Origin of the sequence: Flavobacterium sp. 245, assembly GCF_004362055.1 — a bacterium.
Classification (GTDB): domain Bacteria; phylum Bacteroidota; class Bacteroidia; order Flavobacteriales; family Flavobacteriaceae; genus Flavobacterium.
The window spans coordinates 203,057-225,344 of sequence record NZ_SNXB01000008.1; the positions used below are offsets into that span (position 1 = coordinate 203,057).

Below are 22,288 nucleotides of genomic sequence, written 5' to 3' on the forward strand. Positions count from 1 at the left end.
TTCACGTAAAATTGACTTCTGATATTTGTTCCATAATTTTAAAAAATGGCTTATGAATAACTTTAAAAACTCCTTATTTTACATTACAGTTATTGGCGGTTTTACTACTTTGATTTATTGGATAATTTCACAAGGTTCATCTCTTGAAGCGGGCCGAAATGTGTTAGCTAAAAATGTTGAAAGTAATCATTGGAATGATTTTCTGCATTCAATGGTCGAAAACCTTCAACATCCCCTTGCTATATTATTAGCGCAGATTGTAACCATTATTTTAGTGGCACGTTTGTTCGGGTGGTTTTTTAGAAAAATCGGACAGCCATCTGTAATTGGTGAAATGATTGCCGGGATTGTTTTAGGGCCTTCTTTGGTAGGAATGTATTTTCCGGAGTTTTCAGCAGCTTTATTTCCAAAAGAATCTTTAGGAAATCTTCAGTTTTTAAGCCAGATTGGTTTGATCCTTTTCATGTTTGTTATCGGAATGGAATTAGATTTAAAAGTCTTGAAGAATAAAGCGCACGATGCAGTGGTGATTAGTCACGCAAGTATTGTTATTCCGTTTGCTTTAGGATTGACTCTCGCTTATTTTATTTATGGAACTTTTGCTCCTCAAGGAGTTGCGTTTTCTTCGTTCGGATTATTTATGGGAATTGCTATGAGTATTACAGCGTTTCCGGTTTTGGCGAGAATAGTGCAGGAGCGAGGTCTTCAAAAAACTAAATTAGGAACGATTGCTATTACTTGTGCTGCTGCAGACGATATTACAGCTTGGTGTATTTTGGCAGTTGTTATTGCTATTGTGAAAGCAGGTTCATTAACAAGTTCTCTTTATGTAATTGGTCTGGCAATTTTATATGTGATTATCATGCTGAAAATTGTTCGCCCTTTCTTAAAGCGTGTTGGTGATTTAAATTCAACTCGCGAAAGTTTGAATAAACCAGTTGTTGCTATTTTCTTTTTGACGCTTTTATTTTCTGCATATGTTGCCGAATTAATTGGAATTCATGCTTTATTCGGTGCTTTTTTAGCTGGAGCGATTATGCCCGAAAACAATAAATTCAGAAATATTTTTATTGAAAAAGTGGAAGATGTTTCGATAATTGTTCTTCTTCCGTTGTTTTTTGTATTTACTGGTTTGCGTACGCAAATTGGATTATTGAACGATCCAGCTTTATGGCAAATTACTGGTATTATTATCGTAGTAGCAGTTGTTGGTAAATTTTTCGGAAGTGCTTTGGCAGCAAAATTCGTTGGGCAAAACTGGAAGGATAGCTTGGCAATTGGAGCTTTGATGAATACCCGCGGCTTAATGGAATTGGTCGTTTTAAATATTGGTTATGATTTAGGAGTGTTGTCTACAGAAATTTTCACAATGATGGTAATCATGGCTCTCGTTACAACTTTTATGACCGGGCCGGCTTTAGATTTTATAAATTTTGTTTTTAAAGATAAAGCGACAGCAGTTCCAGAAGAAATTGGAACCAAAAGCAAATACAAGATTCTGCTTTCGTTTGCAACTCCTGAAAGAGGGAAAAAATTACTGAAGATCGCAAACAGTTTAGTGAAAAAACAAGGAGATAACTCGATTGTAACGGCAATGCATTTGTCATTAAGTACAGAAATACATTCCTTTGATGTTAAAGATCACGAGCGCAAAATGTTAGCGCCTATTGTCGAAGAGTCAAAACAGCTCAATCAAAATATGTTGAGTATTTTTAAAGTAACAAATGATATTGATTCAGATATTATAGATACTGCAAATCAAGGTGAATATGATTTATTGCTGGTAGGATTAGGCCAGTCTATTTTTGACGGAACGCTACTTGGAAAAATTCTTGGTTTTACAACCCGAATTGTAAATCCAGATCGTTTGATTGATAAGTTTACAGGAAAAGAAGGTTTGTTTGAAAATTCTCCTTTTGATGAAAGAACGCGTCATATTATTGCTAAAAGTAAAATGCCGGTCGGGATTTTTATCGACAAAGATTTAGAAGAAGTAGATCAGGTTTTTATGCCGGTTTTCAGTAAAGAAGATGCTTATTTAATTGAATATGCTAAAAAACTGATTAACAATAACGGTTCTCAAATTACAGTTTTAGACGCGAGTGGCGAAGTAAAAAATACCCGCGATATTCAAGAAACGATTCGTTCTATCGAACAGATTGCGCCAAATCATATTATGATTATGCATGACAGAACCATTAAGAAAGAGTTTTTGGAAACTCAAAACTTAATGATTATAAGTTTAGACAGCTGGAAAAAATTGATCGAATCTCAAAGCACTTGGCTGAATAATACGCCGTCTGTTTTGATTTTGAAGCCATAAGAAAATAAATTTCAATTTTTAAAATCCCAAATTTCAAACATACAATTGAGATTTGGGATTTTGTTTTTCTCTTTTTACTATAATTATAAATTGTTTTGTCATTCCGAACGAGGAATCCCCGCAAGAGGCCCGACAAAGATTGGCGATTTTGATTGTAGAGTTTCTTGCGGGGATTCCTCGTTCCTCCGAATGACAAACTGAACGTTTTATCGTAATTTGTAATTTAAATAATGTGATTTTTTTATAATGATCTTTTGAAAATGAGTGCCCTAGCCCTGATGGAAGCGGCATCCTTTTGTGCCGGGGTTCGGCATAAAAGATACAGCGGACAGCAGGAAATAGCTTCTAAAAATATCCTTAATTATAACCCCAAATCCAGAACATAAGAGATCTTAACCGCAATATTATCTTCAAATTTCAGCAATTGATTAGGTCCGTAGCGATAAAATCCGCCTAAACCAAAACCTTTAAAAATACGGTTTAGTTCAATTCCTGATTCAAAAAAGCCTTTGTCTAAAGTTTTATAAGCCGGCCCAACGTGCTGTTCTGGTTTTTCCATATTTCCCCAAGCCATTCTCGTTACTAAAACTAAGGAAGGACGAACTTTTTTCATGATTTTAATTCGGTCAAAACCATGTTTCACTTGAAAGAAAACATATTGACTGGAGAAAAATTCATTAAAATACATGGTTTCAAAACTGTTTCTTCCGGCAAAAGTAATACGTTGAATAATCGTTTCTTTTGTCAAGTTGTTAGGCATGGTGTTGTACAAATGCGTAATTGGCACATCGCCCATTGCATAACCGCCCTGCAACAGTAAACTTGTTTTTTGTCCGTTTAAATACTTCTTTTCGTACTCTGTTTTGAAATCTATTTTGCTGAATGTAAAATCATTTTCCAGAACATTTGGCAAAGATTGTGTGAATTGAAATGTAAATCTAGGAAATTGCTTGTCTGATTCTGTTCTTCCAGTTGGTGTTTGCATAAAATTGCTAAATGGCGCCCAAACAATTGATGCCATTGCAGTCGTCATTATATAACTCGAATATAATTGCCCGTTTAGATTATATAGATAATCAAATTTTGGTTCTACATACGTTCTCGCTAATTCAAAAACCGCTTCTGTTTTCGGAATAATTTTGGTTTGAACATTCGCTTTCCAAGCAATGTATTTGTAAAAAGTACTAATGTTGATTGGTCTTGGATCATAGATTTTAAAAACACGTTTGTCTACAGCAAAAACCGTACTTGCAATCTCTCGGACATCATCTGTATAAGATCCATTTAGCCAAGTATTAGTGCTTTTATCTAATAAAACTCCAGATCCAATACTGTATTTAAAAACTCCGTCTTTTGTTCCATACGCGCCATAGCCTTCAATTCTAAAAAGTTTAGAGAATCTATCATTGGTTACGCCGCCAAGGCCCAAGCGAAAACCTTCATAATTATTATAACTGATTACCTTTTTTAAATCCAAATCAATTGGTCCAATAGGAAGGTAGCCATTTATGATTTTTCGGCCTAGACCCAAACGTTTTTCAATTCTTTTGCTCAGCGACAAACTGTCTATTAATTGATATGTTTTTTGGCCTTTTAAATCTAAGCTTTCCTTTCTGTATTGATTCCAGAATTCTTCTGGTTTTTTGTTGGCATCGTCTTTAATTTCAATATAAAGCGATGGGTTTTTTATAGCAGGATTTGTGTTGTAGTGAATGTCAAAATTTTTGCTTTCAGAAATTAAATAGGTAAAATCAGAAGCTACTTTTTTTCTGCGTTCAAAATTGTCTTCAACATCGCCGTCAAATTGAATTGTGCCTCCTAAAATTTTGATGTCGTCATCATTCTTTCCTTTTACAATTTTGAAAGTAGTGTTGCTTTGAAACCAAATTTTTTCCTCTGGTACATATTCAAATTCATGTATACCGCTAATATCTAAAACGGCTTTTATACGCATTACAGCTTTTGCGACAGCAAAATTTTCTTCATCAATATATAAAACGCCTTCTAAAGCATTTGTTTTTCTTTTCTTGTTTTTAAAGTAGATCATAAAGGTATTTCGGCCTTTAATAGGTACTGTGTCTAAAAGCTTGTAATTGTAATCAGAAAATGCGTTTTCAGCAATTGGGCTTTGATGTTTGGTTTCGAATAATTCATACTTTGAATCATAAATCGAAATAGACTGTAGATTGAAAGCAATAATTTCATAAACAGGCTGTTTAAAACCCGCCATTTTTGTTCCGAGGATAGTTTCCTTTAATTTATTGTTTCCAAATTGGTACTGCGAAACTTTCTCAGTTTGAAACAAATGCTGTTTGCTGATTATTTCTTTGAATTTATAATCAGAAGAATCAACATTGATTACTTTTTTATTGAAATCTTTATAAGCGGCAGACGAATCGATTCGGCCATCAATAGAATCTGGATTTGCCGTAACAATCAGTTTATTATAGGTTTTGTATTCAAAACTGCTTAGCTTTTTCTGCGGATTGTTTTTGTTTTTGTTTGCAATAACTTTTTTAATGATTGTCAAAGCCGGATTTTCATTTGAAATAACAACTTCTTTTAAATCATCTGTTTTTTGCGAAAGCGAAACTGAATAGAATTTTTTTTTGCTTGTTACTGCAATTATTTTGGTTTGAAACCCAATGTACGAAACCGCAAAAGTAGTTGTTTTTGAATTGATTTTAAACTCAAATTTTCCGTCAACATCTGTGATTGTATTATTGTTGTCGGCCGTTGTTATGGTTGCAAACGGAAGGGGTTTGTTGTTTGAATCTGTAACAATTCCGTTTATTTGAAATTGCGCCTGAATAGTAAGCGTAAAAAACAAAGTCAATAAACAAAATAGCTTCATACAGAATGGTATAGTTTCAAAAACGAAAAGAATCTTAATTTGGTATGCAAAAATAAGAATAAAAAAATCCGTTTGGCAAAATTACACCAAACGGATTTTTTTATTTTGTGTTATATCGAATTACACTTTCATGATTTCGGCTTCTTTTGCAGCCAATAACTCATCAATTTTTTTAGTGAAAGCATTTGTTAAGTTTTGAACCTCTTCTTCAGCAGATTTGCAGATGTCTTCAGAAGTTCCTTCTTTCTCTAATTTTTTGATGTCAGTGTTAGCATCTTTGCGAGAATTACGGATACCAATTTTAGCATCTTCAGCCTCAGATTTTGCTTGTTTTGCTAAATCACGACGGCGTTCTTCTGTTAAAGGCGGAACGCTGATGATAATTACATCACCATTATTCATTGGGTTAAAACCAATATTAGCAATCATAATTGCTTTTTCAATTGCTTGCAACATGTTTTTTTCAAAAGGTTGCAAAGTAATTGTTCTCGCATCAGGAACACTGATTTTTGATACTTGCGAAAGTGGTGTTGCAGCACCATAGTAATCAACAAAAACACCTCCAAGCATTGCTGGAGAAGCTTTTCCTGCGCGAATATTTAGAAATTCTTTTTCTAAGTGCGCAATCGAACCATTCATTGACTCTTCAGTACTTTCTAATATGAAATCTATTTCTTCACTCATTTTTTTAGATTTTTAGATTTTTAGACGATCAGATTTTTAGATTCTAAAAATAAATTCGGCTAATTTGCTAACTGATATAATTTTATTTTTTTTTGATTGCCAAAATTTTAGAGAGTGTAATAATCTAAAATTCTAACAATCTAAGTAGTCTAAATATTTACGACAGTTCCGATGTTTTCGCCTGCGCAGATTTTCAAAAGGTTTCCAATTTTGTTCATATCAAAAACAACGATTGGCAATTTGTTTTCCTGGCTTAGGGTAAACGCAGTCGTATCCATTACATTTAATCCTTTTTTAAGAACATCATCAAAAGAGATGAAGTCAAATTTTACCGCCGAAGCATTTTTCTCTGGATCAGAATCATAAACTCCGTCAACTCGTGTTCCTTTCAGGATAACATCAGCATTGATTTCGATTCCTCTTAAAACTGCAGCAGTATCGGTTGTAAAATATGGATTTCCGGTTCCTGCACCAAAAATTACAATTCTTCCTTTTTCAAGATGACGGTCAGCTCTTCTTTTAATATATGGTTCTGCAATAGATTCCATTTTTAAAGCAGTCTGTAAACGCGTTTTCATTCCTTTGTCTTCAAGTGCGCCTTGCAAAGCCATTCCGTTAATAACAGTAGCAAGCATTCCCATATAATCACCTTGCACTCTGTCCATTCCAGCGCTGGCACCAGCAACGCCTCTAAAAATATTTCCTCCTCCAATTACAATAGCGATTTCTACACCCTTACTGTGGATTTGCTTAATTTCATCTGCATACTCGGCTAATCTTTTTGGGTCAATACCGTATTGTAAATCACCCATTAAGGCCTCGCCGCTAAGTTTAAGAAGAATTCTTTTATATTTCATGTTTGTGTTGCGTTAATTTGTGCAAATATAGACATATTCTGATTTTTAAAAATAATGTTTACAAAAAAATAATTGTGCTTTGAATTTAAATTTATGAAGAATTTTTGCGGTTTTTTATCTCAAAAGTGATAAAAGTCAGTTATCAATCTTCAGAAATCCGTAAATTTATGCTAAGCAAAATAAATATTTATGAAAAGTATCGTAGCTAAAGCATTATTTAACAGTCATTCTTACGCTGAATATCGAAAATTAGTAACCGATTTATTATCAGAAGGGAAGTCAACCGGAAATGAGCAGTCTGATAGTTTGACTAATTATACGAAATTGAATGAGGCAAGAATGAACAGGCTGGAAAAGACAATTCAGGTTTCTGAAAATTTAGTTTCAAAACTGCGGGATTTGAATAACCATTATATCTGGCTGGTAATTTCGGAAGGCTGGTGTGGAGATGCTGCGCAAATTTTGCCAATTTTAAATAAAATGGCTCACGAATCTGATAAAAAAATTGATCTCCGAATTGTGTTTCGCGATGAAAACGACGAATTAATGAGTCATTATTTAACAAATGGTGGAAGAGCAATTCCAAAAGTAATCGTAATTTGTAAAGAAGCCGGAATTGTCCGCACACATTGGGGACCAAGACCAAAAGGTGCTACGGAATTAATGGAAAAGCACAAAAAAGAAGTTGGGCCAATTAATGAAAAAATAAAAACGGATCTTCAATTGTGGTATCTAGCAGATAAAGGGATTTCAGTACAGGAGGAACTGGTTGAAATCATGGAAAACATTAAATACAACCGTTTATAATAACTGCTTTTTTGAGAAAGTAATCTATAAAATAATTGTTGATAACGTGTTGATAATAAACCAAATAAGATGTTAAATAATGCGTCTTAAATTTTTATTTCATTTAAAATTTTGTAACTTAGTAATGTTGTCCCACTTCTATTATTAATTTTCTGACTTACTCTTTTTATTGGTGTTTATTTAATGTCTAACAATTAAAAATGCACTATCATGATGAAGTTATTCGACAAATTTTACGATTTTATTTCAGGTTTATTGTTTGGAGGGAAAAATATGACGCACTATTAATCTCAAAAAACAAATAGGGAAAACAAAATTATTCTAGAAGTTGGCACATTACTATCGCCTCATTCCGTAATGTGCTATTTTATTTTTATTCCAATTTGAGGCTTTCTTCAAACAAAGTAATGTCAATTGCATCTTTTACATCGTAATCACCAATTTTAGTTCGGCGTAAAACGGTTAAATGTGAACCTGAATTCATTGCTTTTCCAAAATCAAAAGCGAGGGAACGAATATATGTTCCTTTAGAGCAAACCACTCTAAAATCAACTTCAGGCAAAGCAATGCGAGTAATTTCAAATTCGTGTATTGTTGTTTTTCTGCTGGCAATTTCTACCGTTTCTCCAGCGCGTGCGTGCTCATATAAGCGAACTCCGTCTTTTTTAATAGCTGAAAAAATAGGCGGTTTTTGGTCTATTTCGCCTAAAAATTGTTTTACGGTTTCATGAATCAAAGCTTCGTCAATATGTGACGTTGAAAAAGTCTGATCGATTTCTGTCTCTAAATCATATGATGGAGTAGTAGCTCCAATATAAAATGTTCCCGTATATTCTTTTGCCTGACCCTGAAGTTCAGAAATTCTTTTGGTAAATTTTCCGGTACAGATTAATAGTAAACCTGTCGCTAAAGGGTCTAAAGTTCCAGCGTGGCCGATTTTAAACTTTTTTGGAAGCCCAACTTTATTAATTAAAAGATATTTTAATTTATTGACAGCTTGAAACGAACTCCATTTTAAAGGTTTGTCTATCAGTAAAACTTGTCCGTTTAAATATTCTTCAGGTGTCATTATATAATGGTAAGCGGGTGAATGAAAAAGTGAATCAGCAATAAAGCAATTCCAGCAATGATTCGATAATAACCAAAAACTTTAAAACCATTTTTAGTCAAAAATCCAATGAAAGTTTTAATCGCTAAAAGTGCTACAATAAAAGCAACAACGTTTCCAATAACTAGTATTGTGGTTTGATCTTGCGATAATTCGAAACCAGCTTTGTAATAATCGTAACATTTTTTTACGGTTGCTCCAAGCATTGTTGGAACAGCTAAGAAGAATGAAAATTCAGCGGCTGTTGTTCTGCTTAATTTTTGAGACATTCCACCAACGATGCTGGCACCGCTTCGAGAAACTCCAGGAATCATAGCAATACATTGGAATAAACCAATTTTTAAAGCCTGTAAATAAGTAATCTCTTGTGAAGTTTCAGGAGTATTTGGGTTGTTGAACCATTCGTCAACTTTTAATAAAATCAATCCGCCAATCAAAAGAGAAATGGCCACTGTAACAGGATTTTCTAATAAACCATCAATAAAATCGCTTAATAATAATCCTAAAACTACGGCAGGAATAAATGCAACTAAAAGTTTAAAGTAAAAGTCAAGCGTTTGAAAAAATCGTTTAAAATATAAAACGACTACTGACAGAATAGCGCCAAGCTGAATAACGATCGTAAAAAGTTTGGTAAAATCTTCGTGTGCAATTCCGAAAAAAGAAGAGGCAATAATCATGTGTCCAGTTGAAGAAACAGGTAAAAATTCTGTGATTCCTTCAATAATGGCAAGAACGATAGCTTGTAATGTATTCATGTATTAGATTGTTAGATTTTTAGATTTTGTTAGATTTTTACTAAAGATTAATCTAATAATCTAAAGATCTAAGAAGTCTAAGAAAGTCTGAAAAAAAAGTCTATTTAGATTTTTTGAAAATAGAATAAATCGTGATTCCAAAACCAATTAAAACGGTTGTGGGTGCTAAACGAATACGTCTAAAGCTAAAAACATCTTCATTAAAAACATTCGGGTCGGTGCTTCCTCCACCAGACATTAAAATAAATCCTAGTGCGATAACAGCAATTCCTATCAATAAAATTTTGTAGTTGATGCCGTCAAAAAGAAATTCCTGTTTTTGAACTTGTTGTTCTTCTTTATTATTGTTTTTCATTTTGTCATTGCGAGGAATGAAGCAATCTCATCCTCTGTTTTATGAGTTTATTTTTAAATCTAATATCTAAAATCCTGCAATCTAAAATTAATAAAGATCGTCAGTTCTTAAATTTAAGAAACGTTGTGTTGCAAAATGTGTACTTACCCAAGTAATTAAAACTCCTAATCCGAAAACTGCTAATAAAACCAATCCAATTAAGGCTTTGTCTTCTAAAATTCCTAAACCTGGGAAATTAGTTTCTACATAAATCAAAAGTCCAATTAATGCAACGATGGCCAAAGCAGCGCCAAGCATTCCTAATTTTACACTTCTTGTTACAAAAGGCTTGCGGATAAATGATTTAGTTGCGCCAACCATTTGCATTGTTTTAATAATAAAACGATTTGAATGTATCGATAAACGAAGTGAACTGTTGATTAGTAAAACAGCAATTACAGTTAAGAAACCGCTGATAATCAAAATCCACATACTTACTTTTTTGATATTGTCATTTACCAGATTTACTAATTGTTTGTCGTAAACAATATCTTCAATCATAGTATTTTTGCGCAGACCGCTTTCAATTTTCAGGATGCTGTCTCTTTCAACATAGTCTGCTTTTAAGTGAATGTCGTATGAATTCAACAATGGATTTTCTCCTAAAAAGGTAAGGAAATCTTCTCCAATAATATCCGTATGTTCTTTAGCCGCTTTTTCTTTGGTTACATAAACAAAAGATTTAGCAAAAGGAGCTCTTTTTAATTCGGTATTAAACGCTTTGATAACGCTGTCATTTGCTTCATTTTTAAAGAAAACGGTCATGGCGATTTTTTCTTTAAAATCATCTGCCAGTTTTTTAGAATTAATGATGAATAATCCTAGTACTCCCAAAAGGAATAAAACCAAGAATACACTTAATACAACCGAAAAATAAGAGGAAATTAACCTGCGCTTTTGAAATTTATCAAAGTTAGAACTCATAGTATGCTTAAATTATGTGGTAAAAATAATAAAGTATTTCTTTATTTGAAGTTAATAACGTTCAAAGTTTTAACTTTCGTACCATAAATATACGATTCAAACATGAATAAATCAATATAAAAGTCTAAGCAACTTAGTTCCGGGGTTTCTGAATGGCAACTTAGAGGTTTAATTTTAGATTTTGAGTTTCTTTTTCAGCAAATTCTTTAATGCGTTTTTCAATTTCATAAAAAACAGTAATTGCTTTTTCGCCGGCTTCGGTCAGTTTTGCGCCGCCGCCGCCTTTTCCTCCCAGAAGTTTTTCTACTAAAGGAATTTCCGCGCGCTGATTCATTTCTTCAACTAATTGCCAAGCTTGTCTGTATGCCATTTTCATTTCTTTGGCAGCGTTGGTTATAGAACCTGTTTTCTGAATATTTTCAAGCAACCATATTTTTCCAATTCCTAAAAAGGCTCCTTCGGTTTCTTCAATCCAAACCCGAACTTCAACTTTATATTTTTTGTTGTCAGCCATTTTAATTTTTTTTATGCTATTCAAAAATAGACATTATTATTCTTTATTCTAAACTGGACTGAAGTCCAGCTCTACAATATAGGTCGTTCCTCTGGAACTTATTGCGTTGCAATTGTTTGGAAAAAATTATATTTTTCTACGTATTAAAATATAAATATACGTATTTGTACTTAATTTAAAATACGTATTTTGTTATTTTATTTGTTTGTCAACGAAATAGCTTTGGTACAATGTACAATAAATGTAAATTTGCGCCTAATAATTAATTTAGTGAAAAGCCTTAGAACCTTAGTAACTTAGAATCTTAGTCACTTAGAAATGAAGTACAATCCAAACGAAATTGACGCCAAATGGCAAAAATATTGGGCAGAAAATCAAACTTTTGCAGCAAAAAATAACTCTGAAAAACCTAAACATTATGTTCTCGATATGTTTCCTTATCCATCTGGAGCAGGATTGCACGTTGGGCATCCACTGGGTTATATAGCTTCAGATGTGTATTCTCGTTTCAAAAGACATCAAGGTTTCAATGTTTTGCACCCAATGGGTTACGACAGTTTTGGATTGCCGGCAGAACAATATGCGATTCAGACAGGGCAACGTCCAGAAGATACAACGCGCGTAAATATTGACGGTGGAGTTGATAAAGAAGGAAAACAAATTGCAGGATACAGAAAACAATTAGATAAAATTGGTTTCTCTTTTGACTGGGCGCGTGAAGTGCGTACCTCAAATCCTGATTATTACAAACATACACAATGGATTTTTATTCAATTGTTCAACTCTTGGTATTGCAGAAAACAAGGAAAAGCTTTTGACATTTCGGAGCTTGTAAAAGTTTTTGAAGAAGAAGGAAATAACTTGGTTGAAGCAGTTTGCGATGATAACGTAGCGATTTTTAATGCTGACGAATGGAACTCTTATTCTGAAGATCAAAAAGAAAAAATCCTTTTGCAATATAGAATGACTTATTTGGCAGAAACCGAAGTAAACTGGTGTCCTGGTTTAGGAACTGTTTTGGCAAATGACGAAATTGTAAACGGAGTTTCTGAGCGTGGAGGCTTTCCTGTTATAAGAAAAAAAATGACACAATGGAGTATGCGAATTTCTGCTTATGCCGAACGCTTGCTTCAAGGTCTAAATGATATTGACTGGAGTGAATCTATCAAAGAATCACAAAGAAACTGGATCGGGAAATCGGTTGGAGCTTTGGTGACTTTTAATGTGAAAAATCATGATGAAGTAATCGAAGTTTTTACTACAAGACCTGATACTATTTTTGGAGTGACTTTTATGACTTTAGCTCCGGAACACGATTTGGTAGCAAAAATTACGACTCCAGAACAAAAAGAAGCAGTTGAAGCGTATATCGAAAAAACAGCAAAACGTTCTGAGCGTGAGCGTATGGCCGATGTAAAAACTATTTCTGGAGTATTTACTGGAGCTTATGCTGAACATCCATTTACAAAAGAACCAATTCCGGTTTGGATTGGAGATTATGTTTTGGCAGGTTACGGAACTGGTGCTGTAATGGCGGTTCCTTGTGGAGACGAGAGAGATTATGCTTTTGCTAATTTCTTTAAAGGCCAAAACGGAATGCAGGAAATCAAGAATATCTTCGCAAATGTTGATATTTCTGAAGCCGCTTACGGATCAAAAGACAATGTTGAAATCGCAAATTCTGATTTCTTAAACGGATTAAATTATAAAAATGCAACGCATGCCGTTATTAGCGAATTGCAAAAAATAGGTCAAGGTATTGGTAAAACAAATTACCGTTTGCGTGATGCTGTTTTTTCTCGCCAGCGTTATTGGGGAGAACCTTTCCCAGTTTATTATGTAAATGGATTGCCTAAAATGATTGATGCGCAGCACTTGCCAATTATTTTGCCAGAAGTAGAAAAATATTTACCAACAGAAGACGGTTTGCCTCCTTTAGGAAATGCAGCGGTTTGGGCTTGGGACAGTGTTAAGTGTTCAGTTGTTAGTACTCAGCTGATTGACAATGTGACGATTTTTCCTCTTGAATTGAATACAATGCCAGGATGGGCGGGAAGTTCATGGTATTGGATGCGTTATATGGATGCACACAACGAAAATGAATTTGCTAGCAAAGAAGCTTTGGCTTACTGGGAAAGTGTCGATTTATATATTGGAGGAAGCGAACACGCTACGGGACACTTATTGTATTCTCGTTTTTGGAACAAATTCTTAAAAGATAAAGGTTTTGCTCCAACTGAAGAACCATTCAAAAAACTGATTAATCAGGGAATGATTTTGGGAACTAGTGCATTTGTTTATAGAGTGATTTTTTCATCATCATTTAGTCAAGCTAAAAATGATGATGAAACATTGTCTGACAAAAGTGAAAAGAGTGAGATAATTAAGAATTCTTTACCAAATTTATTTATTTCAAAAAAGATTTTCGATAGTGGATCAACTGAAGAAATATTAGAAACTTTAAAAAAGAATCATTCAAATTTATTCGATAATTATAATGAGGTTGTAAATAAATTGAAATCAAAAGGAGTTGATGTTCTTAATCTTAAAATACTTAGTATTAATCCAACTCATGTTGATGTTTCAATGGTTAATTCTTCTGATGAATTAGACGTTGAAAAATTCAAAACCTGGAGAGAGGATTATGCTGATGCTGAATTTATTACAGATGATAACGGAAAATACATTGTTGGTCGTGAAGTCGAAAAAATGTCGAAATCAAAATACAATGTCGTAACTCCAGATGATATTTGTGATGAATATGGTGCTGATACATTACGTTTGTACGAAATGTTTTTAGGTCCGTTAGAGCAGGCAAAACCTTGGAATACTGCTGGTATTTCTGGAGTTTTTGGTTTCTTGAAAAAATTATGGAGATTGTATTTTGATGACAATGGTTTAATCGTAAACAACGACGAACCGACAAAAGACAACTTAAAATCTTTGCATAAAACCATTAAAAAAGTAGCCGAAGATATCGAGAATTTCTCTTTCAATACTTCAGTTTCTCAATTTATGATTTGTGTAAACGAATTGTCTTCTCAAAATTGTCATTCAAGAGCAATTCTAGAGCCATTGGCTATTTTGGTTTCACCATATGCACCGCACATTGCTGAAGAATTATGGTCGCAGTTAGGACATACAACTTCAATTTCTGAAGTAGCGTTCCCGATTTTTGAGGCAAGTCATTTAGTTGAAACAAATAAAGAATATCCAGTTTCTTTCAACGGAAAAATGCGTTTCACAATCGAATTACCTTTGGATTTAACTAAAGAACAAATCGAAGAAATCGTTATGAAAGATGAAAGAACGTTACGTCAATTAGATGGAAGAACTCCAAATAAAGTGATTATCGTTCCTGGAAAAATTATCAACCTTGTAGGGTAGTAAAAACTCCAATATTTTAAAAATCCCAAATTCCAATCTTAAAATTGGAATTTGGGTTTTTTTTGTTTTTAGGCCTAGTTTGTCATTTCTCCTTCCTTGAAATGACAAGATTGTAGAAAAAAACTTTGCGACTTAGCGTCTTTGCGAGCAAAATAACTCGCGTACTTTGCGTAAACCTTTGCGTGCATTGCGGTTAAAATTCCTCCATAAACATTGGGATTTGTAATTTTTTTATTGAAATTTTCATTTTAGTTGTAACATTTTAAATCTTCTCGTATCCAAAGGGCGGATCCGATTAATTTAACAACTTAAAACTATTAAAAATGAAAAAGTATATCATCTTAATTATCGCATTCTTATTCTCAGCAGTATGTCTAAATGTTTTTGCACAAACAAAATCATATCCTTTCGAAGTTCTTAAAACTGGAAAAGGAAAACAAGCAATAATTTTTATTCCCGGATTTGCTTCTTCTGGAGATGTTTGGAACGAAACCAAAACAGCATTCGAAAAAGATTTCACTTGTTATACACTTACAATGGCCGGATTTGCTGGAGTAAAACCACAGCCAAATCCTTCATTTGAAAATTGGAAAACAGAAATTGCTAATTTTATCAAAGAAAATAAAATCGTGAAACCAATTCTTGTTGGTCACAGTATGGGCGGGGGACTAGCACTAGCCATTGCAGCTGATTATCCAGAGCTAATTGAGAAAATTGTAGTTGTTGATGCGCTTCCGTGTATGACTGCGTTAATGGATCCGTCTTTCAAGTCAAAAGAAAATAATGATTGTACATCAATGGTGAATCAGATGACTGGCATGACTGATGCTCAGTTTTTTGATATGCAGAAAAAAACAATGCCACGACTTTTGGCTGATGCTTCAAAAATGGATATGGTGGTTGATTGGAGTGTGAAATCAGATAGAAAAACATTCGGACAAATGTATTGTGATTTTTCAAATACCGATTTAAGAATGAAAATCGCACAGATAAAATGCCCAGCATTAATTTTGTTAGAATCTTATTTTATAAATTTAAAACCAGCTATTGAAGATCAGTATAAAAACTTGAAAACAGCCAATTTTCAATATGCGAGCAAAGGTCTGCATTTTATTATGTATGATGATAAAGAATGGTATTTGGCACAATTAAACACTTTTATAAAACAATAAGAATGGAATTTGAACAAATCTATAAGATATATTGGGATCGAATATTCAGGCTTTGTATGGGTTTTGTTAATGATTATGACATTGCACAGGATCTGGCTCAGGAAACATTTATAATTGTCTGGCAAAAGCTGGATACTTTTAGAAACGAATCGGCTATTGGAACCTGGATTTTTAGAATTGCTTCTAATAACTGTCTGCGGCAAATTGAAAGAGAAAAGCGTTTCCCAAAATCAGATTTGCCCATTCATCTTTCTGAAGAAAAACAACAGTCAATGGAGCCACAGATTCAGTTTTTGTATAAATGCATTGCCGAATTGCCAGAAACCGACCGTATTATTATTTCATTGGAATTAGAAGAAGTTAAGCAGGCTGAAATCGCTAAGATTGTTGGACTTTCGGAAGCAAATGTAAGGGTGAAAATTCACAGAATTAAAGAAAAATTGACTCAAAAATTTAAAGAAAATGGAAAACAATAATATAGACTTCAATGATTTGTGGAAAAAACAAACCGTAAGTCAACCCGATATTCAGGATTTGCTTTCCAGAGTGAGCAAATTTAAAAAAGCATCTTTACGCAGTTTATGGACGACAAATTGTATGCTTTTTGCCACAAGTGCGTTTATAATTTTCATTTGGATATATTATCAGCCAAAGTTTATTTCGACTAAAATCGGAATTGTTTTAACGATTCTTGCAATGGTACTTTATCTGTTTGTTTCGAATAAATTATTTAGCAATTATAAAGACATCGATGCAACGCAGACGAATCAGGAATATCTTCAAAAATTAATTCTGATTAAAAAGAAACAGCAGTTTTTGCAGACTTATATGATGCGTCTCTATTTTTTGCTTTTAACAACGGGGATTTGCTTGTATATGTATGAATATGCGAGCAGAATGACTGCTCTAGGCGCAAGTCTTACTTATGGAATAACTTTGCTGTGGATTTTGTTTAACTGGTTCTATATTCGTCCCAAACAAATTAAAAAACAGCAGACAAAAATAAATGCGCTGATTGAAAAATTTGAAGAAGTAAACAGTCAATTGGCATAAATTCTAATCAAAAAGTCCAAATTCCAAAATTGCCGGAATTTGGATTTTTTTATTTGAAATTTTGCATAATAATGCCAAAATGTCATTTTGTTAAAATGGTTCATAAATTGCGATTGGTTTTGTAACTTTAAATTTCAATCAAAAAAATAAAAATATGGGAGGTGCATACATAATTCTTGCCGGAGCTATTATGTTATTTAGCTGGCTGGTAAGTTCAAAACTAAAAAGTAAATTCGAATTATATTCTAAACTGCAGTTGCAAAACGGAATGAGCGGTAAAGAAATTGCTGAAAAAATGTTAGCTGATAACGGAATTACAGATGTTCGTGTTATTTCGACTCCAGGTCAATTAACAGATCACTATAATCCGTCAGATAAAACCGTGAATTTGAGTGAGGCAGTATATAATCACCGAAATGCGACAGCTGCGGCTGTTGCGGCACATGAATGTGGTCATGCGGTACAACATTCTATTGGCTATGAATGGCTGACAATGCGTTCTAAATTAGTGCCAATTGTAAGCATTGCGTCTAACTATGTGCAATGGATTTTAATCGCTGGAATTTTAATGATTAAAGTTTTTCCACAGTTGTTGTTAGTTGGAATTATCATTTTTGCAGCAACTACTTTGTTTTCAATTATTACGCTTCCAGTTGAATATGACGCAAGTAATCGTGCATTGGCTTGGCTTGAAAATAAACATATGCTGACACAGCAGGAACAAGCCGGAGCAAAAGACGCTTTAAAATGGGCGGCGAGAACTTATGTTGTGGCTGCGATAGGTTCTATTGCAACATTGTTATATTACATTTCGATTTATTCTGGAAGTAGGAGGAATTAATTAGGTAATTGAGATAATTAGTCAATTAGATAATTTATTAGCAAACCCGACAGATTTAAAAATCTGTCGGGTTTGCTTTTTGCATATCTGTACAAATTAAATCAGATTGAAATCCGATCCTACACTATAAATAGAGCCAAAAGCTCCTATAGAAGTTCCGAAGGAACAAATTATATTGTAGAGCTGGACTTCAGTCCAGTTTAGAATAATATGTTTTTAAAATTATCTAATTATCAAATTGGCACATTTTCTAATTCTAAAGTTGAATCTGTCTATCAATTTGCTGATCCAGTGAAATAAAAGTTTCAGTTCTTGAAACTCCTTCAATAGCTTGGATTTTATTATTTAAGAGAGACATTAAATGTTCGTTGTCACGGCAAATAATTTTAATCAAAACCGACCAGTTTCCGGTGGTATAATGACATTCTAGAACTTCTGGAATTTTTCGTAATTCTTTTACAGCTTCAGAGTTTCGGGAAGCTTTATCGAGATAAACACCAATGAAGGCCATTGTGTTGTATCCTAGTACTTTTGGATTTACCGTAAATTTTGATCCTGAAATAACGCCCGACTGTTCGAGTTTTTTTAACCGCTGATGAATGGCAGCGCCTGAAATGCCAATTTTGTTGGCAATTTGTAATATTGGTTTTCGGGCATCGTCCATTAAATAACGAAGAATCTCTTTGTCGATACCGTCAATTTCAATTATTAGAGAATTAATTTTCATAACTTAAAATTTGAAACTATTTTTAGTGATTTGGGTTTGGAATAGAAATCAAATGTAGTTAAAATGCTCTGGAAATAAAATGGCAATTTTTTAAAATCTCAGATTTCAAAAAATTATAGTCCACAGCTTCAACTTCGGGAAATGAAATAATGAACAAGAATTGTTGTAAAAACAAAAAATCCAAATCCCAAGTGATTAAGTTGGAATTTGGATTGTAAAAAATTGTATATTTTTATTCTTAGGTTTATTTTCCTTTGTTTGCTTCGGCGATGTATTTTTCTAAAGCCATTGTCATAGAAGGAGTTTCAGGAGTTGGAGCAAGAATGTCAATTCTTAAACCATGATCTAAAGCTTCTTTTTGAGTTGTGCTTCCAAATACAGCGATTCGAGTATTGTTTTGTTTAAAGTCTGGGAAGTTTTTAAACAAAGATTTAATTCCTGTTGGGCTAAAAAATGCTAAAACATCGTAATAAACATCAGCCAAATCAGAAAGATCGCTCATTACAGTTTTGTAAAAAATAGCCTGTGCCCAATCAACTTTTAAGTTGTTCAGTGTTATTGGTGCATCTGCATTTAATTGGTCAGATGCAGGAAGTAAAAACTTCTCGTCTTTGTACTTTTTGATAAGCGGAGATAAGTCTGCAAAATCTTTTGCTCCAACGTAAATTTTACGTTTTCTGTACACAACATACTTTTGAAGATAAAATGCTACAGCTTCAGATTGACAGAAATACTTCAATCCTTCAGGAACTTTGTAACGCATTTCATCAGCCACTCTAAAAAAATGATCTACAGCATTTCGACTTGTTAAAATGATCGCAGTGTAATGATTAAGATCGATTTTTTGTAATCGAATCTCTTTTGCGCTAACCCCTTCCACATGAATAAATGGTCTGAAATCAATTTTTATTTTGTGTTTTTGTTGGAGCTCAAAGTAAGGAGAATTCTCCACTTTAGGTTCAGGCTGTGACACCAAAATTGTTTTCACTTTCATATTATAAACATTTTCTAAGCACTCCCTTTTGTTAACCAATAATAAAGAAAATAATAAGGGGCTATTTCAAGAGCGCAAAGATATAAAATAAAATAAAATAACTTGCTGATTATTGCATTTTGATACGTTTTAATTGAAATAAAATAGGAGTATAGGCTTATACACAGCGAAATGCCTATGAATGCTAACGGTACAATGGTTGGAATATTGTCATAATAAAACAAAACGGCGTTGATTGGCAGTAGTAAGACGCCTATGTAAGTTCGATAAGTAACTTTTTGAAGGTTAAAAAGATCTACGAATTCTTCAATATTAAATGAAGTTGCGACAATTTTCTCTACTAAATATTTCGCAAGAATGAAATAAAGAAGAAATGTTGCAATCTGAATAAATAAAATCCAGTCGGTTTTTAATATAATGTCTGCTGCGTTTTTTGAGTTTTGCGAAAAAATATGCATCGTCAGCTGAATAAAAAAGGCAAACGAAATAATTTGTACAAAAAATAGTCCTACGGTGAAACTGCTTTTCATGTGGCTGTTGTCACGGTAGATTTTGGCATATTTATCTGAAAAAATTAGTTTGCTGAATTCAGAGAATCGGCTTTCGTAAGCTGATTTTGTAATTGCAACAACGGCAAAGGTCAGGACGAACAAAGCAGTTGCCCAATCTTTGTTTTCAATAATTCGTGGATGAAGGTGTTCAATCATAGTGTCACAAAATTAGTAATTTTTTATTTCAATAGTTTTATTATGTATTTATTATGAAGCAAATGCTATAAAAAGTTTACTTTTGCGGTGAAATTACCGAGAAAAAAATGAGTGATAGTATTGTCATAATTCCTACTTACAACGAAATTGAAAACATTGAAAGTATAGTGAGAGCTGTTCTTTCGCAGCACAAATCTTTTCATCTTTTAATTATTGATGATAATTCCCCAGATCATACCGCAAATAAAGTGATTGCCTTGCAGGAAGAATATCCTGGAAAATTGTTTTTGGAAAAAAGAGCAAAAAAATCAGGTTTAGGAACCGCTTATGTTCATGGATTTAAATGGGCTTTGGAGCGCCCGTATGATTTTATTTTTGAAATGGATGCTGACTTTTCGCACAATCCTAATGATCTTGAAAAATTATATGACGCCTGCCATTTTGGAGGTGCTGATTTAGCTATTGGATCTCGCTATGTAAAAGGAGTAAATGTGGTAAACTGGCCTTTAAGCCGTGTTTTGATGTCTTATTTTGCATCCGTTTACGTTAAGTTTATTACAGGAATGAAAATTCACGATGCGACAGCGGGTTTTGTTTGTTATAAAAGAGAGGTTTTGGAAAAAATAAACCTGAACAAAATTAAATTTGTTGGTTATGCTTTTCAAATTGAAATGAAATATCGAACTTATTGTGGTAAATTTGAGATAACAGAAGTTCCTATTATTTTTACTGACAGAACTAAAGGAGTTTCAAAAATGAGCAATGCTATTATTAAAGAAGCTATTCTTGGTGTGATTTCTCTTCGATTAAAAAAATTATTCAATACATTATAAAAGAAAAGCAATGAACAGGATTTTAATTAAAAATGCTAAAATTGTAAACGAAGGATCAATTTTTGAAGGTGATGTCTTGATTGAAAATGACTTAATTGTTGAAGTATCAGACAGCATCAGCCTAAAAACGTCTGACTGTAAAGTGATCGATGCCGAAGGGAGTTATTTAATTCCAGGTGCGATTGATGATCAAGTGCACTTTAGAGAACCGGGATTAACGCACAAAGGCGACATTGAATCAGAATCTAGAGCGGCTGTTGCGGGAGGAATTACCTCTTTTATTGAACAGCCAAATACGGTTCCAAATGCGGTTACTCAAGAAATATTAGAAGATAAATACGTGATTGCTTCCGAAAAATCATTTGCGAATTATTCGTTTATGATGGGAGCAACAAATGATAATTTAGAAGAAGTTCTAAAAACAAATCCAAAGAATGTTGCCGGAATTAAAATCTTTCTAGGTTCTTCAACCGGAAATATGCTGGTTGATAACGAAGCGACTTTGGAGAGAATCTTTTCAAGTACACCAATGCTGATTGCTGTTCACTGCGAAGATGAAACAACAATCCAGAACAATCTTGCCAGATTTAAAGAAGAATATGGGGAAGATGTGCCAATTACAGCGCATCATTTAATTCGTAGTGCAGAAGCGTGTTATATTTCATCTTCAAAAGCTGTTGCATTAGCGAAAAAAACGGGTGCAAGACTTCATATTTTTCACCTTTCAACGGCAAAAGAAATGGAATTGTTTACCAATAAAATTCCGTTAGAAGATAAAAAAATTACGGCTGAGGTATGTGTGCATCATCTTTGGTTTACCGATGAAGATTATAAAACAAAAGGAAATTTCATAAAATGGAATCCGGCTGTTAAAACGGCTGAAGATCGTGCTGAACTTTGGAAAGCATTAAATGACGGTCGAATCGATGTTATTGCAACAGATCACGCACCACATACTAAAGAAGAAAAACAACAGTCGTATTTGAAAGCGCCTTCTGGAGGTCCGCTTGTGCAACATGCAGTTGTGGCAATGTTTGAAGCGCATCATCAAGGAAAAATCAGCGTGGAGAAAATTGTCGAGAAAATGTGCCATAATCCAGCTAAAATTTTTAAAATTGAAAAAAGAGGTTTTATTAAAGAAGGCTATTATGCCGATTTAGTAATTGTAAATCCAAGTTTGCCTTGGAGTGTAAACTCGGATAATATTTTATATAAATGTGGTTGGTCTCCTTTTGAAAATATGGCTTTCAAATCAAGAATTACGCATACTTTTGTGAACGGAGAAATGGTTTACAACAATTTCAAAGTTAAAGATATACGCGCCGGAAAAAGATTATTGTTTGACAGATAA

General features: G+C 33.5%; 20 protein-coding genes. 9 read left to right on the top strand and 11 right to left on the bottom strand.

Features of this window, described 5'->3' with window-relative positions:
* The first annotated feature begins 52 nt into the window (after nucleotides 1-52).
* Entirely contained in the window at nucleotides 53-2,323 is a 2,271-nt protein-coding gene (locus EV145_RS16120) for a cation:proton antiporter (RefSeq protein ID WP_133526226.1), read from the top strand.
* A gap of 361 nt (nucleotides 2,324-2,684) precedes the next feature.
* On the opposite strand, the gene EV145_RS16125 is transcribed toward EV145_RS16120, so the two are convergent.
* The 3 genes from EV145_RS16125 to pyrH form a co-directional block, all read right to left on the bottom strand.
* Nucleotides 2,685-5,177, bottom strand: a complete 2,493-nt coding sequence (locus EV145_RS16125) for a DUF5686 family protein (RefSeq protein WP_133526227.1) — start codon at nucleotides 5,175-5,177, stop codon at nucleotides 2,685-2,687.
* A 120-nt stretch (nucleotides 5,178-5,297) separates the two neighbouring features.
* Nucleotides 5,298-5,861 carry a ribosome recycling factor gene (gene frr / locus EV145_RS16130; RefSeq protein WP_035653278.1) on the bottom strand — a complete coding sequence of 188 codons (564 nt, stop codon included), beginning with the start codon at nucleotides 5,859-5,861 and terminating at the stop codon, nucleotides 5,298-5,300.
* A gap of 149 nt (nucleotides 5,862-6,010) precedes the next feature.
* Nucleotides 6,011-6,718, bottom strand: coding sequence for a UMP kinase (gene pyrH / locus EV145_RS16135; protein WP_133526228.1), 708 nt, complete (start codon nucleotides 6,716-6,718; stop codon nucleotides 6,011-6,013).
* A gap of 189 nt (nucleotides 6,719-6,907) precedes the next feature.
* On the opposite strand from pyrH, the gene EV145_RS16140 reads away from it, so the two are divergent.
* A complete protein-coding gene (locus tag EV145_RS16140) occupies nucleotides 6,908-7,525 on the top strand; it encodes a thioredoxin family protein (protein ID WP_133526229.1) in 618 nt (205 codons plus the stop codon).
* A 373-nt stretch (nucleotides 7,526-7,898) separates the two neighbouring features.
* Here EV145_RS16140 and truB read toward each other — a convergent pair whose 3' ends face one another.
* The 5 genes from truB to EV145_RS16165 all read right to left on the bottom strand — a co-directional run bounded on the left by truB (nucleotide 7,899) and on the right by EV145_RS16165 (nucleotide 11,223).
* A complete protein-coding gene (gene truB / locus EV145_RS16145; RefSeq protein ID WP_133526230.1) occupies nucleotides 7,899-8,594 on the bottom strand; it encodes a tRNA pseudouridine(55) synthase TruB in 696 nt (231 codons plus the stop codon).
* Nucleotides 8,594-9,391, bottom strand: a complete 798-nt coding sequence (locus EV145_RS16150; protein WP_133526231.1) for an undecaprenyl-diphosphate phosphatase — start codon at nucleotides 9,389-9,391, stop codon at nucleotides 8,594-8,596. Before EV145_RS16150 ends, truB begins: the two co-directional genes overlap by 1 nt.
* 100 nt (nucleotides 9,392-9,491) lie before the next feature.
* Complete coding sequence (locus EV145_RS16155; RefSeq protein ID WP_133526232.1) at nucleotides 9,492-9,746, bottom strand: DUF3098 domain-containing protein; 255 nt, start codon at nucleotides 9,744-9,746, stop codon at nucleotides 9,492-9,494.
* 87 nt (nucleotides 9,747-9,833) lie between these two features.
* Nucleotides 9,834-10,709, bottom strand: a complete 876-nt coding sequence (locus EV145_RS16160; RefSeq protein ID WP_133526233.1) for a cell division protein FtsX — start codon at nucleotides 10,707-10,709, stop codon at nucleotides 9,834-9,836.
* A 160-nt stretch (nucleotides 10,710-10,869) separates the two neighbouring features.
* Nucleotides 10,870-11,223 carry a winged helix-turn-helix domain-containing protein gene (locus tag EV145_RS16165; protein ID WP_133526234.1) on the bottom strand — a complete coding sequence of 118 codons (354 nt, stop codon included), beginning with the start codon at nucleotides 11,221-11,223 and terminating at the stop codon, nucleotides 10,870-10,872.
* A 318-nt stretch (nucleotides 11,224-11,541) separates the two neighbouring features.
* Here EV145_RS16165 and EV145_RS16170 point away from each other — a divergent pair, with 318 nt between their 5' ends.
* The 5 genes from EV145_RS16170 (at nucleotide 11,542) to EV145_RS16190 (ending at nucleotide 17,676) form a co-directional block, all read left to right on the top strand.
* Nucleotides 11,542-14,610 (top strand): leucine--tRNA ligase, encoded by a 3,069-nt coding sequence (locus EV145_RS16170; RefSeq protein ID WP_133526235.1) that lies wholly within the window; start codon nucleotides 11,542-11,544, stop codon nucleotides 14,608-14,610.
* Between the two features lie 323 nt (nucleotides 14,611-14,933).
* Entirely contained in the window at nucleotides 14,934-15,782 is an 849-nt protein-coding gene (locus tag EV145_RS16175) for an alpha/beta fold hydrolase (protein ID WP_133526236.1), read from the top strand.
* A 2-nt stretch (nucleotides 15,783-15,784) separates the two neighbouring features.
* The gene (locus EV145_RS16180) at nucleotides 15,785-16,258 is read left to right on the top strand and encodes an RNA polymerase sigma factor (protein WP_133526237.1); all 474 of its coding nucleotides are present in this window, start codon (nucleotides 15,785-15,787) and stop codon (nucleotides 16,256-16,258) included.
* Nucleotides 16,245-16,835 (top strand): hypothetical protein, encoded by a 591-nt coding sequence (locus EV145_RS16185; protein WP_133526238.1) that lies wholly within the window; start codon nucleotides 16,245-16,247, stop codon nucleotides 16,833-16,835. The genes EV145_RS16180 and EV145_RS16185 overlap by 14 nt, the downstream gene beginning before the upstream one ends.
* A 154-nt stretch (nucleotides 16,836-16,989) precedes the next feature.
* Complete coding sequence (locus tag EV145_RS16190) at nucleotides 16,990-17,676, top strand: zinc metallopeptidase (RefSeq protein WP_133526239.1); 687 nt, start codon at nucleotides 16,990-16,992, stop codon at nucleotides 17,674-17,676.
* A gap of 256 nt (nucleotides 17,677-17,932) precedes the next feature.
* Here EV145_RS16190 and EV145_RS16195 read toward each other — a convergent pair whose 3' ends face one another.
* The 3 genes from EV145_RS16195 to EV145_RS16205 form a co-directional block, all read right to left on the bottom strand.
* Complete coding sequence (locus EV145_RS16195) at nucleotides 17,933-18,403, bottom strand: Lrp/AsnC family transcriptional regulator (RefSeq protein ID WP_035653302.1); 471 nt, start codon at nucleotides 18,401-18,403, stop codon at nucleotides 17,933-17,935.
* Between the two features lie 244 nt (nucleotides 18,404-18,647).
* Nucleotides 18,648-19,397, bottom strand: coding sequence for a uroporphyrinogen-III synthase (locus EV145_RS16200; protein ID WP_133526240.1), 750 nt, complete (start codon nucleotides 19,395-19,397; stop codon nucleotides 18,648-18,650).
* Between the two features lie 14 nt (nucleotides 19,398-19,411).
* Nucleotides 19,412-20,104: a DUF4271 domain-containing protein gene (locus EV145_RS16205; RefSeq protein ID WP_133526241.1), complete on the bottom strand. Its 693-nt coding sequence runs from the start codon at nucleotides 20,102-20,104 to the stop codon at nucleotides 19,412-19,414.
* Between the two features lie 107 nt (nucleotides 20,105-20,211).
* Here EV145_RS16205 and EV145_RS16210 point away from each other — a divergent pair, with 107 nt between their 5' ends.
* Together EV145_RS16210 and EV145_RS16215 are read left to right on the top strand one after the other, a co-directional pair.
* The gene (locus EV145_RS16210; RefSeq protein WP_133526242.1) at nucleotides 20,212-20,937 is read left to right on the top strand and encodes a polyprenol monophosphomannose synthase; all 726 of its coding nucleotides are present in this window, start codon (nucleotides 20,212-20,214) and stop codon (nucleotides 20,935-20,937) included.
* A 10-nt stretch (nucleotides 20,938-20,947) separates the two neighbouring features.
* Nucleotides 20,948-22,288 carry a dihydroorotase gene (locus EV145_RS16215; RefSeq protein ID WP_133526243.1) on the top strand — a complete coding sequence of 447 codons (1,341 nt, stop codon included), beginning with the start codon at nucleotides 20,948-20,950 and terminating at the stop codon, nucleotides 22,286-22,288.

Coding starts and splice junctions, on each gene's coding strand:
- EV145_RS16180 (WP_133526237.1), top strand. CDS start 15,785: ATGGAATTTGAACAAATCTATAAGATATATTGGGATCGAATATTCAGG.
- EV145_RS16170 (WP_133526235.1), top strand. CDS start 11,542: ATGAAGTACAATCCAAACGAAATTGACGCCAAATGGCAAAAATATTGG.
- EV145_RS16125 (WP_133526227.1), bottom strand. CDS start 5,177: ATGAAGCTATTTTGTTTATTGACTTTGTTTTTTACGCTTACTATTCAG.
- truB (WP_133526230.1), bottom strand. CDS start 8,594: ATGACACCTGAAGAATATTTAAACGGACAAGTTTTACTGATAGACAAA.
- EV145_RS16160 (WP_133526233.1), bottom strand. CDS start 10,709: ATGAGTTCTAACTTTGATAAATTTCAAAAGCGCAGGTTAATTTCCTCT.
- EV145_RS16155 (WP_133526232.1), bottom strand. CDS start 9,746: ATGAAAAACAATAATAAAGAAGAACAACAAGTTCAAAAACAGGAATTT.
- EV145_RS16195 (WP_035653302.1), bottom strand. CDS start 18,403: ATGAAAATTAATTCTCTAATAATTGAAATTGACGGTATCGACAAAGAG.
- EV145_RS16200 (WP_133526240.1), bottom strand. CDS start 19,397: ATGAAAGTGAAAACAATTTTGGTGTCACAGCCTGAACCTAAAGTGGAG.
- EV145_RS16205 (WP_133526241.1), bottom strand. CDS start 20,104: ATGATTGAACACCTTCATCCACGAATTATTGAAAACAAAGATTGGGCA.
- EV145_RS16210 (WP_133526242.1), top strand. CDS start 20,212: ATGAGTGATAGTATTGTCATAATTCCTACTTACAACGAAATTGAAAAC.
- EV145_RS16185 (WP_133526238.1), top strand. CDS start 16,245: ATGGAAAACAATAATATAGACTTCAATGATTTGTGGAAAAAACAAACC.
- EV145_RS16190 (WP_133526239.1), top strand. CDS start 16,990: ATGGGAGGTGCATACATAATTCTTGCCGGAGCTATTATGTTATTTAGC.
- EV145_RS16150 (WP_133526231.1), bottom strand. CDS start 9,391: ATGAATACATTACAAGCTATCGTTCTTGCCATTATTGAAGGAATCACA.
- EV145_RS16215 (WP_133526243.1), top strand. CDS start 20,948: ATGAACAGGATTTTAATTAAAAATGCTAAAATTGTAAACGAAGGATCA.
- EV145_RS16140 (WP_133526229.1), top strand. CDS start 6,908: ATGAAAAGTATCGTAGCTAAAGCATTATTTAACAGTCATTCTTACGCT.
- frr (WP_035653278.1), bottom strand. CDS start 5,861: ATGAGTGAAGAAATAGATTTCATATTAGAAAGTACTGAAGAGTCAATG.
- EV145_RS16120 (WP_133526226.1), top strand. CDS start 53: ATGAATAACTTTAAAAACTCCTTATTTTACATTACAGTTATTGGCGGT.
- pyrH (WP_133526228.1), bottom strand. CDS start 6,718: ATGAAATATAAAAGAATTCTTCTTAAACTTAGCGGCGAGGCCTTAATG.
- EV145_RS16175 (WP_133526236.1), top strand. CDS start 14,934: ATGAAAAAGTATATCATCTTAATTATCGCATTCTTATTCTCAGCAGTA.
- EV145_RS16165 (WP_133526234.1), bottom strand. CDS start 11,223: ATGGCTGACAACAAAAAATATAAAGTTGAAGTTCGGGTTTGGATTGAA.